Source organism: Micromonospora echinospora (assembly GCF_014203425.1).
Classification (GTDB): domain Bacteria; phylum Actinomycetota; class Actinomycetes; order Mycobacteriales; family Micromonosporaceae; genus Micromonospora; species Micromonospora echinospora_A.
Genome location: NZ_JACHJC010000001.1, coordinates 3,150,449 through 3,164,738 on the forward strand (window position 1 = coordinate 3,150,449; position 14,290 = coordinate 3,164,738).

14 protein-coding genes are annotated in these 14,290 nt (G+C 72.4%); 11 read left to right on the top strand and 3 right to left on the bottom strand.

What is annotated here, in order from left to right:
* Positions 1 to 150 precede the first annotated feature (150 nt).
* Together aroC and FHU28_RS14890 are read left to right on the top strand one after the other, a co-directional pair.
* A complete protein-coding gene (gene aroC, locus FHU28_RS14885) occupies positions 151 to 1,329 on the top strand; it encodes a chorismate synthase (RefSeq protein WP_184684605.1) in 1,179 nt (392 codons plus the stop codon).
* Positions 1,326 to 1,835 (top strand): shikimate kinase, encoded by a 510-nt coding sequence (locus tag FHU28_RS14890; RefSeq protein WP_116509885.1) that lies wholly within the window; start codon positions 1,326 to 1,328, stop codon positions 1,833 to 1,835. The genes aroC and FHU28_RS14890 overlap by 4 nt, the downstream gene beginning before the upstream one ends.
* A 155-nt stretch (positions 1,836 to 1,990) precedes the next feature.
* Here the strand turns inward: FHU28_RS14890 and FHU28_RS14895 are convergent, their stop codons facing one another.
* Both FHU28_RS14895 and FHU28_RS14900 read right to left on the bottom strand, forming a co-directional pair.
* Complete coding sequence (locus FHU28_RS14895; protein WP_184684607.1) at positions 1,991 to 2,779, bottom strand: cytochrome c oxidase assembly protein; 789 nt, start codon at positions 2,777 to 2,779, stop codon at positions 1,991 to 1,993.
* Positions 2,776 to 3,318, bottom strand: a complete 543-nt coding sequence (locus tag FHU28_RS14900) for a DUF2243 domain-containing protein (protein WP_184684609.1) — start codon at positions 3,316 to 3,318, stop codon at positions 2,776 to 2,778. Before FHU28_RS14900 ends, FHU28_RS14895 begins: the two co-directional genes overlap by 4 nt.
* A gap of 92 nt (positions 3,319 to 3,410) precedes the next feature.
* On the opposite strand from FHU28_RS14900, the gene aroB reads away from it, so the two are divergent.
* The 4 genes from aroB to nusB all read left to right on the top strand — a co-directional run bounded on the left by aroB (position 3,411) and on the right by nusB (position 6,002).
* The gene (gene aroB, locus FHU28_RS14905) at positions 3,411 to 4,487 is read left to right on the top strand and encodes a 3-dehydroquinate synthase (RefSeq protein ID WP_184684611.1); all 1,077 of its coding nucleotides are present in this window, start codon (positions 3,411 to 3,413) and stop codon (positions 4,485 to 4,487) included.
* Positions 4,484 to 4,924 carry a type II 3-dehydroquinate dehydratase gene (aroQ, locus tag FHU28_RS14910; RefSeq protein ID WP_030502505.1) on the top strand — a complete coding sequence of 147 codons (441 nt, stop codon included), beginning with the start codon at positions 4,484 to 4,486 and terminating at the stop codon, positions 4,922 to 4,924. Before aroB ends, aroQ begins: the two co-directional genes overlap by 4 nt.
* An 86-nt stretch (positions 4,925 to 5,010) precedes the next feature.
* The gene (gene efp / locus FHU28_RS14915; protein WP_073827682.1) at positions 5,011 to 5,568 is read left to right on the top strand and encodes an elongation factor P; all 558 of its coding nucleotides are present in this window, start codon (positions 5,011 to 5,013) and stop codon (positions 5,566 to 5,568) included.
* A 23-nt stretch (positions 5,569 to 5,591) separates the two neighbouring features.
* Positions 5,592 to 6,002 (top strand): transcription antitermination factor NusB, encoded by a 411-nt coding sequence (gene nusB, locus FHU28_RS14920; protein ID WP_184689547.1) that lies wholly within the window; start codon positions 5,592 to 5,594, stop codon positions 6,000 to 6,002.
* 70 nt (positions 6,003 to 6,072) lie between these two features.
* Here the strand turns inward: nusB and bldD are convergent, their stop codons facing one another.
* Complete coding sequence (gene bldD / locus FHU28_RS14925) at positions 6,073 to 6,561, bottom strand: transcriptional regulator BldD (protein ID WP_013285505.1); 489 nt, start codon at positions 6,559 to 6,561, stop codon at positions 6,073 to 6,075.
* Positions 6,562 to 6,848: 287 nt separating this feature from the next.
* Here bldD and pyrR point away from each other — a divergent pair, with 287 nt between their 5' ends.
* From pyrR to carB, 5 genes are read left to right on the top strand one after another with little or no spacing between them, the layout of a single operon-like run.
* Complete coding sequence (pyrR, locus tag FHU28_RS14930) at positions 6,849 to 7,433, top strand: bifunctional pyr operon transcriptional regulator/uracil phosphoribosyltransferase PyrR (RefSeq protein ID WP_116509893.1); 585 nt, start codon at positions 6,849 to 6,851, stop codon at positions 7,431 to 7,433.
* On the top strand, positions 7,430 to 8,356 hold the full coding sequence (locus FHU28_RS14935) for an aspartate carbamoyltransferase catalytic subunit (RefSeq protein WP_184684613.1): 927 nt from the start codon (positions 7,430 to 7,432) through the stop codon (positions 8,354 to 8,356). The genes pyrR and FHU28_RS14935 overlap by 4 nt, the downstream gene beginning before the upstream one ends.
* Positions 8,353 to 9,630 (top strand): dihydroorotase, encoded by a 1,278-nt coding sequence (locus FHU28_RS14940; RefSeq protein ID WP_184684616.1) that lies wholly within the window; start codon positions 8,353 to 8,355, stop codon positions 9,628 to 9,630. The genes FHU28_RS14935 and FHU28_RS14940 overlap by 4 nt, the downstream gene beginning before the upstream one ends.
* A 55-nt stretch (positions 9,631 to 9,685) precedes the next feature.
* Positions 9,686 to 10,858: a glutamine-hydrolyzing carbamoyl-phosphate synthase small subunit gene (carA, locus tag FHU28_RS14945; protein WP_184684628.1), complete on the top strand. Its 1,173-nt coding sequence runs from the start codon at positions 9,686 to 9,688 to the stop codon at positions 10,856 to 10,858.
* Positions 10,851 to 14,198 (top strand): carbamoyl-phosphate synthase large subunit, encoded by a 3,348-nt coding sequence (carB, locus tag FHU28_RS14950; protein ID WP_184684636.1) that lies wholly within the window; start codon positions 10,851 to 10,853, stop codon positions 14,196 to 14,198. Before carA ends, carB begins: the two co-directional genes overlap by 8 nt.
* Positions 14,199 to 14,290: the final 92 nt, after the last annotated feature.

The window sequence follows — 14,290 nt, forward strand, 5'->3', positions numbered from 1 at the left end:
GCCCCTTCTTAACGCCTCAGGTAGAGGAAGGGCCCCTTGTTAACGCCTCACCCATGGAGCGGCAGATCAGCGCGGAGCTGGCCTGTCCGGTGGGCGGGATGCGGCGGGCGGCGTACGCCGGTGACCACCGGGCGTGACACACTGACCGTCGTGTTGCGCTGGCTGACTGCAGGTGAATCGCACGGACCCGCCCTCGTCGCGATGCTGGAGGGCGTACCCGCCGGCATCGAGGTGACCACCGGGGAGATCTCTGGCGAGCTGGCCCGGCGCCGGCTCGGCTACGGCCGGGGCGCCCGGATGGCGTTCGAGCAGGACGAGGTCGAGATCATCGGCGGGCTCCGGCACGGGGTGACGCTCGGCAGCCCGGTGGCGATCCGGGTCGGGAACTCCGAGTGGCCCAAGTGGCGCACCGTGATGGCCGCCGACCCGGTCGACCCGGAGGAACTGGCGAGCCAGGCCCGCAACGCGCCGCTGACCCGTCCCCGCCCGGGTCACGCCGACCTGGCCGGCATGCAGAAGTACGGCCACACCGACGCCCGGCCGATCCTGGAGCGCGCCAGCGCCCGGGAGACTGCCGCCCGGGTCGCGGTGGGCACCGTCGCCAAGGCGCTCGTCCGTCAGGCGCTCGGCATCGAGATCGTCTCCCACGTGGTCGAGCTGGGCCCGGTGGCGGTCAAGCCGGGCCTGCGGCCCACGCCGGAGGACGCCGCGCGCATCGACGCCGACCCGCTGCGCTGCCTCGACGCCGAGGCCAGCGCACGGATGGTCGCCGAGGTCGACGCCGCGAAGAAGGCCGCCGACACGCTCGGTGGCGTGGTCGAGGTGCTGGCGTACGGGGTGCCGCCGGGCCTGGGCAGCCACGTGCAGTGGGACCGCAAGCTCGACGCCCGCCTGGCCACCGCGCTGATGTCGATCCAGGCGATCAAGGGCGTGGAGATCGGCGACGGGTGGCAGCAGGCCCGATCGCGCGGCTCGGAGGCGCACGACGAGATCGTGCCCACCGCCACCGGCGTGCGGCGGATCACCGACCGGGCCGGTGGCCTGGAGGGCGGCATCACCACTGGTGAGCCGCTGCGGGTGAAGGTGGCCATGAAGCCGATCTCCTCGCTGAACCGGGCCCTCGCGACGATCGACGTGACCACGGGCGAGCCGGCCACCGCGATCAACCAGCGCTCCGACGTGTGCGCGGTGCCGGCGGCGGCGGTGGTGGCCGAGGCGATGGTCGCGCTGGTGCTGGCCGAGGCGGCGGTGGAGAAGTTCGGCGGCGACTCGGTCGCCGAGATGCGCCGCAACCTGAACGGTTACCTCGACAGCCTGGTGATCAAATGAGCACCCGGCCGGTCTGCGTGCTGGTCGGTGCGCCCGGCTCCGGCAAGACCACTGTCGGCACGGCGCTGGCCGAGGCGCTCGGCGTCGACTTCCGGGACACCGACGCCGACATCGAGAACCTCGCCGGCAAGCCCATCCCGGAGATCTTCGTGGACGAGGGGGAGGAGCACTTCCGTACCCTCGAACGGGCCGCCGTGGCGGCGGCGCTCGCGTCGCACGCGGGCGTGCTCGCGCTCGGCGGCGGCGCGGTCCTGGCCGAGGAGAACCGGGCCGCGCTGATCGGCCACACCGTGGTGCACCTGTCGGTGGAGCTGCCGGACGCGGTCAAGCGGATCGGTCTGGGCGCCGGGCGGCCGCTGCTCGCGCTGAACCCGCGCGCCACGCTCAAGCACCTGATGGACCAGCGCCGCCCGCTCTACGCCGAGGTGGCGACCGCGACCGTGGTGACGGACGGGCGTACCCCGGAAGAGCTGGCTGCGGAGATCGCCGCGCTGCTCAAGCCCTGACAACCGCCCGCCCCGCCGTGTCCGGCTCCCTCGGTGGAACGCCGTGGGTGTCTCCCGAGCGTTTTGGCACCCGTGGCGTTCCAGTCGGCGTGCATGACGCCGGTGGGTGGAACGCCATGGGCGGGTGAGAAGGCGCACCGGCCAGGTCCGGCCGGTCAGGCGTTGGCCGCAACGGCCCCGGCCGCCCGGCGTCGAGGGCTCCGCTCCGGTCGCCAGGTGGCGAGCAGCGCGAGCGCCAGCGCGATCTCGGCCAGGTCGCCGAGGTAGTACATGAGCGTGGCGCCGGCCCGCAGCTCGGCTGCGGTGGCCGGCACGTCCACGAACAGCCCGGCGTAGAGCAGCTGGGCGATGGTCGCGTGCGCGGCCACCCCGACCCCGATCACCACCAGCCGCACCGGTACGCGCGGGCGGTGCGGGCCCGGATCCGGACCGGCGATCGACCAGGCGAACAGGCAGCCGCTGAGCAGGAAGTGCACGTTCACCAGCGTGTGCAGGGCCGGGCTGTCCAGTGTGGCCCGGTACAGCGGGGTGAGGTAGAGCAGCCAGAGTCCGCCCGCGGTCAGCAGCAGCCCGGTCACCGGGTGGCCGAGCACCCGCGCGACGGGATGCCGCAGCAGGTGGACCAGGGCCCGGCCGGTACGCCGGTCCAGCGTGCGCAGCAGCAACGTGACCGGCGCGCCGAGCACCAGCGCCAGCGGCGCCAGCATGCCGATCAGCAGGTGCTGCCACATGTGCCCGACGAAGTCGCCGGCGGGCCACAGCAGCCCCGCCGCCAGCAGCAGCGCGCCCAGCCCGAAGCTCGCCGTCCGGGCGTGCGGCCAGCCCGGCCCGCCCGGGTCACGCAGCCGCAACGCGGCGGCCAGGTACGCCCAGAACAGCGCCGCCGGGACCAGCGCGGTCGCCGGGAAGCCGCCGTCGGCGTGCCCGGCGTGGGCCAGGCTCACCGGCGCTCCGGCGCGCAGAGGTCGACCGCCCGGGCCCGGCGCTGGATCGCCCAGCCCACAGCGATCAGCACCACGCCGAGGGCGAGGAACCCGAGGTCCCACCAGAGCTGGTTCGGACCGCTGCGGACGTGGTGGATGCCGAGCAGGTGGTGGTCGATGACGCCCTCGACCAGGTTGAACAGGCCCCAGCCGATCAGGGCCCAGCCCCAGAGCATCGGCGAGCGCCACAGCCGGCCCCGGGAACTGGTCACCCGGGAGTAGAGCAGGGCCAGGCCGGTCAGCACCGCCACCCAGGTGACCACATGGAACAGGCCGTCCCAGAGCGTGTTCATCTGCAATCCGGGCACGGTGTCCACCGGGTACTCGCGGATGCCGACCCGGTCGCTGCCGGTGCTGCTGAGCAGGTGGTGCCACTGGAGGACCTGGTGCAGGACGATGCCGTCGACGAAGCCGCCCAGCCCGACGCCGAGGATCGTGGCGGGCAGCCGGATGCTCGTCGCGGACTCCGGTCGGGTCGCGTGTGCCGTCGTCTCGCTCATTCCGGCCGCCCTACCCGGTGCGCGACCGGTCAAACACCCAGGGAGTGGACAGTGGCCCCGCTAGGGCGCCGTCCTGCACTAGGCTGCCCGCGATGGACGAGGTGACCCGGATCCCGGTCGGCGGCGAGCGGCCGTACGACGTGCTGGTGGGACGTGACCTGCTGGACCCGCCGCCCCGGCTGCTGCCGGGCGCCGAGCGGGTGGCCTTCCTGCACGCGCCGCCGCTCAAGGCGCTCGCCGACCGGCTCGCCGACGCGGTCCGCGAGGGCGGCGTGACGCCGCTGCTGATCGAGGTGCCGGACGCCGAGGCGGGCAAGCACGTCGACGTGGCCGCGGCCTGCTGGGACCGGCTCGGCGCGGCCGGGTTCACCCGTACCGACGCGGTGGTCGGGGTGGGCGGCGGCGCGGTCACCGACCTGGCCGGTTTCGTCGCCGCGACCTGGCTGCGCGGCGTGCGCTGGGTGCCGGTCGCCACGTCGCTGCTCGGCATGGTCGACGCGGCGGTGGGCGGCAAGACCGGGATCAACACGGCCGCCGGCAAGAACCTGGTCGGCGCGTTCCACCCGCCGGCCGGCGTGCTGGCCGACCTGGCGACGCTGGACAGCCTGCCCCCGGCCGACCTGGCCGCCGGCATGGCCGAGGTGGTCAAGTGCGGGTTCATCGCCGACCCGGTGATCCTCGACCTGGTCGAGCGGGACCCGGCCGCCGCGCTGGACCCGGCCGGGCCGGTGCTGCGCGAACTGGTCGAGCGCGCGGTCCGCGTGAAGGCCGGCGTGGTCGCCGGGGACCTGCGCGAGTCCGGGGTACGCGAGGTGCTCAACTACGGGCACACGCTCGCGCACGCGATCGAGAAGGTGGAGGGCTACCGCTGGCGGCACGGTCACGCGGTGTCGGTGGGCCTGGTCTACGCGGCCACGCTGGCCCGGCTCGCCGGCCGCCTCGACGCGGCCGACGCCGAGCGGCACCGCCGCGTGCTGACCGCGCTCGACCTGCCCACCGGCTACCGGGCCGACGCCTGGCCGGAGCTGCTGGCCGCGATGCGGGTGGACAAGAAGGCCCGTGGTAGCCGGCTGCGCTTCGTGGTGCTCGACGGCCTCGCCCGCCCGGCGATCCTGGAGGCGCCGCCGGACGACCTGCTGGCCGCCGCGTACGAGGAGATCAGCTCATGAGGGTGTACGTGCTGAACGGGCCGAACCTGGGCCGGCTCGGCACCCGCCAGGTCGACGTGTACGGGGTGACCAGCTACGCGCAGCTGGTGGCCGACTGCGAGCGGCACGGCCGGGAGCTGGGGCTGGACGTGGTGGTCCGGCAGACCGACGCCGAGCACGAGATGCTGGCCTGGCTGCACGCGGCGGCCGACGAGGAAGCGGCTGTGGTGCTCAACCCGGCGGCGTGGACGCACTACTCGGTCGCGGTGCGGGACGCCTGCGCCATGCTGCGTGGTCCGCTGGTCGAGGTGCACATCTCCAACATCCACGCCCGGGAGGAGTTCCGGCGCCACTCGGTGATCTCGGCGGTGGCGACCGGGGTGATCTGCGGGCTGGGCGTGGACGGCTACCGGCTGGCCCTGCACCACCTGGCCGCCCGGCTCGCCGCAGGCGCCTGAGCCGGTCCGTTCCGCGGCGCGAGTCCGATTCGACAGGGCGAGTAGACTTGGACGGTCTGTCCGCCAATTGATGATCAAGGCAGGAAATGGCCACCACCAACGACCTGAAGAACGGCCTGGTACTCAACCTGGACGGCGAGCTGTGGGCCGTCGTCGAGTTCCAGCACGTCAAGCCCGGTAAGGGTGGTGCCTTCGTGCGCACCACGCTGAAGAACGTGCTGTCCGGCAAGGTGGTCGACAAGACCTTCAACGCGGGCACCAAGGTCGAGACCGCGACCGTGGACAAGCGCACCATGCAGTACCTGTACGCCGACGGCGAGGACTACGTCTTCATGGATCTGGAGACGTTCGACCAGATCACCGTCCCCGGCGCCACCGTCGGCGAGGCCGCCAACTACCTCCTCCCCGAGGCCGAGGCGACTGTCGCCACCCACGAGAGCGTGCCGCTGTACATCGAGCTGCCGACCTCGGTCGTGCTCGAGGTCACCTACACCGAGCCGGGCCTGCAGGGCGACCGGTCGACCGGCGGCAACAAGCCGGCCACCGTCGAGACCGGCGCGACCGTGCAGGTGCCGCTGTTCATCACCACCGGTGAGAAGATCAAGGTCGACACCCGCGACGGCCGTTACCTCGGCCGAGCCTGATGGCTGAGGGTCCCAAGCAGCAGATGCCCGCGCGTCGCAAGGCGCGTAAGCGGGCGCTGGACGTGCTCTTCGAGGCCGATCTGCGGGACCGCCCGCCGGTCGAGGTGCTCGCCGGCTACCTGGAGCGGATCGAGCAGCCGCGCCCCGACCACCTCGGCTACGCGGTCGGGCTGGTCGAGGGCGTGGCGGCGCACCTCGACCGGATCGACGAGACGATCGCCAGCTACGCCGAGGGGTGGACGCTGGCCCGGATGCCGGTGGTCGACCGCAACCTGGCCCGGATCGCCGTGTACGAGCTGCTCTACGTCGACGAGATCGACGACGCGGTGGCGATCAGCGAGGCGGTGGAGCTGGCCCGGCAGATGTCGACAGACGACTCGCCCCGCTTCCTCAACGGCATCCTCGGCCGGATCGCCGAGTACGCCTCCCGCTGAGCCCCGCGCTCCGCGCCGCGACGACGAAAGGGCCCGTGCCGGACGGCACGGGCCCTTTTCGTACGGGATGTCAGGACGCGAAGAACGCCCGCGGGTCGGCGACCAGCACACCGTGCTCGGTCAGCCGCTCGATCAGCCCCGACGGTGAGGCGTCGTAGACGATCGCGAGGGCGCGCAGGTCGTCGGCGCGGATGGAGAGCACCCGGCCGTTGTAGTCGCCGCGCTGCTGCTGGATGGCGCGCGCGTAGCGGGCGACGTAGGCCAGGTCCTCGGAGGCCTCGTCGTAGAGCCGCTCCAGGTCCAGCACGATCTTGCTGGTGGGCTCGTGACGCACCCCGCTGCCGTCGGGCAGCAGCTCCGAGACGGGAACACGGTAGAAGTCGGCCAGTTCCGCCAGGCGGGACACGGTGACGGCGCGGTCGCCGCGCTCGTACGAGCCGACCACCACGGCCTTCCACCGCCCGTTCGACTTCTCCTCCACCCCTTGCAGGGACAGGCCCTGCTGCTGGCGGATGGAGCGCAGGCGGGCGCCCAGAGACTTGGCGTATTCAGAGGGCATTCGGACACTCCCAGTGCTGCTCGGGGTTCTCCCAGCTATCGCTACGGAGCGTGACGGTACGGGGATTGCGACACGTGGTCAAGTGGTGGTGTCCACGGGGTCCGGGGCGCTCGTGTGGCTTGTCCGCATTTCTCCGGGCTGACCAGCAGGTCAGGACCGGCGGCGGGCGGCCCGGTGACCGCTGGTAACGTGGCGTTAAGCCCCGGTCCGGGCCCCGCGCGGGCCCCCGGAGCCGACCCAGACGTCCTTTAACGACCCGTCCCGTGAGGCGGGGAAGGAGGTCCGCCGTGGCCTACCCACCGGCTGCCCATTCGTCACCGCCGCGACAACCCTCGGTGAAGGTGATCCTCGCCGCTGCCGACGTCTCGCGGGTGGTCGACCGCATCGCCCACCAGATCCTGGAGAAGACCCAGGGCGCCGCCGACACCGTGCTGCTCGGCATCCCCACCCGGGGTGTGCCGCTGTCCCGCCGCCTCGCGGACCGGATCAGCACCTTCGAGGACGTGACGGTACCGGTCGGCGTGCTCGACATCACGCTCTACCGCGACGACCTGCGCCGGCACGCCACCCGCGCGGTCGGCCCGACCGATCTGCCGTCCGGCGGGATCGACGGCAAGCGGGTGATCCTCGTCGACGACGTGCTGTTCTCCGGCCGCACCGTACGGGCCGCGCTCGACGCGCTCAGCGACGTCGGCCGCCCGGCCTCGGTGCAACTCGCGGTCCTGGTCGACCGCGGTCACCGTCAGCTCCCGATCCGCGCCGACTACGTCGGCAAGAACATCCCCACCGCGCTGGCCGAGAACGTGAAGGTCACCCTCGCCGAGACCGACGGCACGGACGAGGTACGGCTGTACGGAGGCTCTCCCGCATGATCCGGCACCTGCTCTCCGGCGCCGACCTGGACGCCGCCACCGCCACCCTGGTCCTGGACACCGCCGCGGAGATGGCGACGGTGGCCGGGCGCGAGGTCAAGAAGCTGCCCGCGCTGCGCGGGCGCACCGTGGTCAACCTCTTCTACGAGGACTCCACCCGGACCCGGATCTCGTTCGAGGCGGCCGCCAAGCGGCTCAGCGCCGACGTGATCAACTTCTCTGCCAAGGGCTCCAGCGTGACCAAGGGGGAGAGCCTGAAGGACACCGCGCTGACGCTCCAGGCGATGGGCGCGGACGCGGTGGTCGTCCGGCACCCCGCCTCCGGCGCGCCGCACCGGCTCGCCGAGTGGGTCGACGGGTCGGTGGTCAACGCCGGTGACGGCACCCACGAGCACCCCACCCAGGCGCTGCTCGACGCGTACACGATGCGGTCCCGGCTGGGCCGGCTCGACGGGCTGCACGTGGCGATCGTCGGCGACGTGCTGCACTCCCGGGTGGCCCGCTCCAACGTGCTGCTGCTGTCCACGCTCGGCGCGAAGGTCACCCTGGTCGGCCCGCCCACGCTCATCCCGGTCGACATCTCCGCCGCGCTCGCCCCCGGCACCGACGTCTGTTACGACCTCGACGCCGTTCTCCCAGATGTGGACGTGGTGATGATGCTGCGGGTGCAGCGGGAACGGATGGGTGACTCCTACTTCCCGTCGGCCCGGGAGTACGCCCGCCGCTACGGGCTCGACGGGCCGCGCATGCGCCGGCTGCCCGAGCACGCGATCGTCATGCACCCCGGGCCGATGAACCGGGGGATGGAGATCACGCCCGAGGTGGCCGACTCACCCCGCTCCACCATCGTCGAACAGGTCGCCAACGGGGTCTCCGTGCGGATGGCCGTGCTCTACCTGCTGCTCGGAGGGAACAACCGGTGACCGCGTACCTCATCACAGGCGTCAGTGTGGTCGGCGGCGAGCCGACCGACCTGCTCATCCGCGACGGCGTGGTGGCCGCCGTCGGCGGCGGCCTCGCCGCCGACGACGCCACAGTGCTCGACGCGACCGGCCTGGTCGCGCTGCCCGGCCTGGTCGACCTGCACACCCACCTGCGCGAGCCCGGCCGGGAGGACGCCGAGACCGTCGAGTCCGGCTCCCGGGCCGCGGCGCTCGGCGGCTACACAGCTGTGTGCGCGATGGCGAACACCTCGCCGGTCGCCGACACCGCGGGCGTGGTCGAGCAGGTCTGGCGGCTCGGCCGGGAGGCCGGCCTGGTCGACGTGCAGCCGATCGGCGCGGTCACCGTCGGGCTGGCCGGTGAGCGCCTGGCCGAGCTGGGCGCGATGGCCGACTCGGCCGCCGGGGTGCGGATCTTCTCCGACGACGGGCACTGCGTGGCCGACCCGCGGCTCATGCGCCGGGCGCTGGAGTACGTCAAGGCGTTCGACGGCGTGATCGCCCAGCACGCCGAGGAGCCCCGGCTCACCGAGGGCGCGCAGATGCACGAGGGCGAGGTGTCCACCCGCCTCGGCCTGACCGGCTGGCCCGCCGTCGCCGAGGAGGCGATCATCGCCCGGGACGTGCTGCTGGCCGAGCACGTCGGCAGCCGCCTGCACGTCTGCCACGTCTCCACCGCCGGCAGCGTCGAGGTGCTGCGCCAGGCCAAGTCGCGCGGGGTACGGGTCACCGCCGAGGTGACCCCGCACCACCTGCTGCTGACCGACGAGAAAGCGGAGAGCTACGACCCGGTCTTCAAGGTCAACCCGCCGCTGCGCACCGCCGCCGACATCGCCGCGCTGCGGGAGGCGCTGGCCGAGGGCGTCATCGACGTCATCGCCACCGACCACGCGCCGCACGCCGTGGAGGACAAGGAGTGCGAGTGGGCGTACGCCCGGCCGGGCATGCTCGGCCTGGAGACGGCGCTGTCCATCGCGCTCGACGTGTTCGGTCCGCGCTGGGACCTGATCGCCGAGCGGATGTCCCGCACGCCGGCCCGCATCGCCGGGCTGGCCGGGCACGGCCTCGACCCGGCGCCCGGCGTGCCGGCCAACCTGACCCTGGTCGACCCGGCCGCCCGCCGCCTCATCGAGCCGGCGGAGCTGGCCAGTCGCAGTCGCAACACCCCGTACGCCCGCATGACGCTGCCGGGTCGCATCGTGGCGACCTTCCTGCGCGGCGAGCCGACGGTCCTGGACGGAAAGGCTGTTAAGTGAGCGCGAGGAACGCAGCGGAGCGGAGTCCCGCAGTCGCGAACGAAAGGCGGGCACAGTGAAGCGACGGCCTGCAATTCTCGTCCTCGAGGACGGGCGCACGTTCCACGGCGAGGCGTACGGCAGCGTCGGGGAGACCTTCGGCGAGGCGGTCTTCAACACCGGTATGACCGGCTACCAGGAGACGCTCACCGACCCCTCCTACCACCGGCAGGTGGTGGTGCAGACCGCGCCGCACATCGGCAACACCGGCGTCAACGGCGAGGACGACGAGTCCGACCGGATCTGGGTGGCCGGATACGTGGTGCGCGACCCGGCCCGGATCAGCTCCAACTGGCGCGCCACCGGCGGGCTGGAGGACCGGCTCGCCGCCGAGGGCGTGGTCGGCATCAGCGGCGTGGACACCCGGGCGCTGACCCGGCACCTGCGTGAGCGCGGCGCGATGCGCGTCGGCATCTCCAGCGTCGAGGACGACCCGGCCGCCCTGCTGGAGCGGGTCCGCCGCTCGCCGCAGATGGTCGGCGCGAACCTGTCCGACGAGGTGACCACGGCCAAGCCGTACGTCGTCGAGGCGCAGGGCGAGCACCGGTTCACGGTGGCCGCCGTGGACCTGGGCATCAAGCGCAACGTGCCGCGCCGGCTCGCCGCCCGCGGCGTCACCACCCACGTGCTGCCCGCCGGGTCGACGATCGAGGACCTGCTCGCCACCGGCGCGGACGCGGTCTTCTTCTCGCCCGGCCCGGGCGACCCGGCGACCGCCGACGGCCCGGTGGCGCTGGCCCGGGAGGTGCTGGCCCGGCGGATCCCGCTGTTCGGCATCTGCTTCGGCAGCCAGATCCTCGGCCGGGCGCTCGGCTTCGGCACCTACAAGCTCGGGTACGGCCACCGCGGCATCAACCAGCCGGTGCTCGACCGGGCCACCGGCAAGGTCGAGGTGACCAGCCACAACCACGGTTTCGCGGTGCAGGTGCCGGGCGCCGGGGACGGCGCCGTGGTGCCGGATCAGGTGATCCAGACCGAGTTCGGCGGTGTCCAGGTGTCACACGTCTGCCTCAATGACAACGTGGTCGAGGGGCTGCGGGGCGTGGACGTGCCCGCCTTCACCGTCCAGTACCACCCGGAGGCGGCGGCCGGCCCGCACGACGCGGACTACCTCTTCGACCGCTTCGCCGAGCTGATCGAGAGCGGCGGCCCCGACCGGAACCACAGTGAAGGCGGCAAGAATGCCTAAGCGGACCGACCTCAAGCACGTCATGGTGATCGGCTCCGGGCCGATCGTAATCGGACAGGCCTGCGAGTTCGACTACTCCGGCACCCAGGCCTGCCGGGTGCTGCGCAGCGAGGGGATCCGGGTCAGCCTGGTCAACTCCAACCCGGCGACGATCATGACGGACCCGGAGTTCGCCGACGCCACGTACGTCGAGCCGATCACCCCGGAGTTCGTCGAGCTGGTCATCGCCAAGGAGCGTCCCGACGCGCTGCTGCCGACGCTCGGCGGCCAGACCGCGCTGAACACCGCTGTCGCGCTGCACGAGGCGGGCGTGCTGGAGAAGTACGGCGTCGAGCTGATCGGCGCGAACATCGAGGCGATCAACCGGGGCGAGGACCGGCAGCTGTTCAAGGAGATCGTCGCGAAGGCCGGCGTACGGCTGGGCCTGGCGGATCCGTCCGCGCTGGTGCCGCGCTCGCGGGTCTGCCACTCGATGGACGAGGTCCGCGAGACGGTCGCCGAGCTGGGCCTGCCGGTGGTCATCCGGCCGTCGTTCACCATGGGCGGCCTCGGCTCCGGCATGGCGCACACCGACGAGGACCTGGAGCGCATCGCCGGTTCGGGCCTGGCGGCCAGCCCGGTGCACGAGGTGCTCATCGAGGAGAGCGTGCTCGGCTGGAAGGAGTACGAGCTCGAACTGATGCGCGACCGCCACGACAACGTGGTGGTGGTCTGCTCGATCGAGAACGTCGACCCGATGGGCGTGCACACCGGCGACAGCGTCACCGTCGCGCCGTCGATGACGCTCACCGACCGGGAGTACCAGCGGCTGCGTGACCTCGGCATCGCGGTGCTGCGCGAGGTCGGGGTGGACACCGGCGGCTGCAACATCCAGTTCGCGGTCAACCCGGCCGACGGCCGGATCGTCGTGATCGAGATGAATCCACGGGTGTCGCGTTCCTCGGCGCTGGCGTCGAAGGCGACCGGCTTCCCGATCGCGAAGATCGCCGCGAAGCTCGCCATCGGCTACACGCTGGACGAGATCCCGAACGACATCACGCTCAAGACGCCGGCCGCGTTCGAGCCGACGCTCGACTACGTGGTGGTGAAGATCCCCCGGTTCGCGTTCGAGAAGTTCCCCGGCGCCGACCCGGAGCTGACCACCACCATGAAGTCGGTGGGCGAGGCGATGAGCCTGGGCCGCAACTTCACCGAGGCGCTGAACAAGGCGATGCGCTCGATGGAAACCAAGGCATCGGGTTTCTGGACCACTCCGGACCCGGCGGGCGCGACGCTGGAGAACACCCTCGCGGCGCTGCGGACGCCGCACGACGGCCGGCTCTACACCGTCGAGCGGGCGCTGCGCCTGGGCGCGTCGATCGCCGAGGTGTCCAAGGCGTCCGGCGGCATGGACCCGTGGTTCCTGGACCAGATCGCCTCGCTGGTCGAGCTGCGTGCCGAGATCGTCGACGCGCCGGTGCTCGACGCCGGCCTGCTGCGCCGGGCCAAGCGCGCCGGTCTGTCCGACCGGCAGCTCGCCGCGCTGCGTCCCGAGCTGGCCGCCGAGGACGGCGTCCGCACGCTGCGCCACCGGCTCGGCGTCCGGCCGGTCTACAAGACGGTGGACACCTGCGCGGCCGAGTTCGAGGCGACCACGCCGTACCACTACTCGACCTACGACTCGGAGACCGAGGTGGCGCCCTCGGCGCGGCCGAAGGTGCTCATCCTGGGCTCCGGGCCGAACCGGATCGGTCAGGGCATCGAGTTCGACTACTCGTGCGTGCACGCGGTCCAGGCGCTCCGGGACGTCGACTACGAGACCGTCATGGTCAACTGCAACCCGGAGACCGTCTCCACCGACTACGACACCGCCGACCGGCTCTACTTCGAGCCGCTGACGTTCGAGGACGTGCTGGAGGTCTGGCACGCCGAGGACTCCTCCGGCAAGGCCGCCGGCGGGCCCGGCGTCATCGGGGTGATCGTCCAGCTCGGCGGGCAGACGCCGCTCGGCCTGGCCCAGCGGCTCAAGAACGCCGGGGTGCCGATCGTCGGGACCTCCCCGGAGTCGATCCACCTGGCCGAGGAGCGCGGCGCGTTCGGCGCGGTGCTGTCCCGGGCCGGGCTGCGCGCGCCCGCGCACGGCATGGCCACGTCGTACGACGAGGCGAAGGCGATCGCCGACGAGATCGGGTACCCGGTCCTGGTCCGCCCCTCGTACGTGCTCGGCGGGCGGGGCATGGAAATCGTGTACGACGACGCCACGCTGCGCGACTACATCGGCCGGGCCACCGCCATCTCGCCGGACCGCCCGGTGCTGGTGGACCGGTTCCTGGACGACGCCATCGAGATCGACGTGGACGCGCTCGTGGACGCCGAGGGCGACGTCTACCTGGGCGGCGTGATGGAGCACATCGAGGAGGCCGGCATCCACTCCGGCGACTCGTCGTGCGCGCTGCCGCCGATCACCCTGGCCGGCTCCCACCTGGCCCAGGTGCGCCGCTACACCGAGGAGATCGCCCGCGGCGTCGGGGTGCGCGGCCTGCTCAACGTCCAGTACGCGCTGCAGGGCGACATGCTCTACGTGCTGGAGGCCAACCCGCGTGCCTCCCGTACCGTGCCGTTCGTCTCCAAGGCCACGGCGGTGCCGCTGGCCAAGGCGGCGGCCCGGATCGCGCTCGGCGCCACCATCGCGCAGCTGCGTGCCGAGGGGATGCTTCCGCCCACCGGTGACGGCGGCACCATGCCGGCCGACGCGCCGATCGCGGTCAAGGAGGCGGTGCTGCCGTTCAAGCGGTTCCGCACCCCCTCCGGCAAGGGCATCGACGTGCTGCTCGGCCCGGAGATGAAGTCCACCGGCGAGGTGATGGGCATCGACACCGGCTTCGGGCAGGCGTTCGCCAAGTCCCAGGCCGCCGCGTACGGGTCGCTGCCCACCGCCGGGAAGATCTTCGTCTCGGTGGCCAACCGGGACAAGCGCGGCATGATCTTCCCGATCAAGCGCCTGGCCGACCTGGGCTTCGAGATCGTGGCCACCACCGGCACGGCCGAGGTGCTGCGCCGGCACGGCATCGCCTGCGAGCAGATCCGCAAGCACTACGAGTCGGGTGAGGGCGCGGACGCGGTCTCGCTGATCCTCGGCGGGGACGTGGCGCTCGTGGTGAACACGCCGCAGGGCTCCGGCGCGAGCGCCCGCTCGGACGGGTACGAGATCCGCAGCGCGGCGGTGAGCGTGGACATTCCGTGCGTGACCACTGTCCCCGGCGCCGCGGCCGCGGTCATGGGCATCGAGGCCCGCATCCGGGGCGACCTGAAGGTCCGCCCGCTGCAGGACCTGCACGCCGCCCTCCGGGCGGGCGAGTGACAGCGCGTCTCCACGCGTCGATCATGAGGTTGGCGGCGGAATCGGAGATCCACTTCGCCGCCAACCTCATGATCATCGGGCCGGGGGTCGGG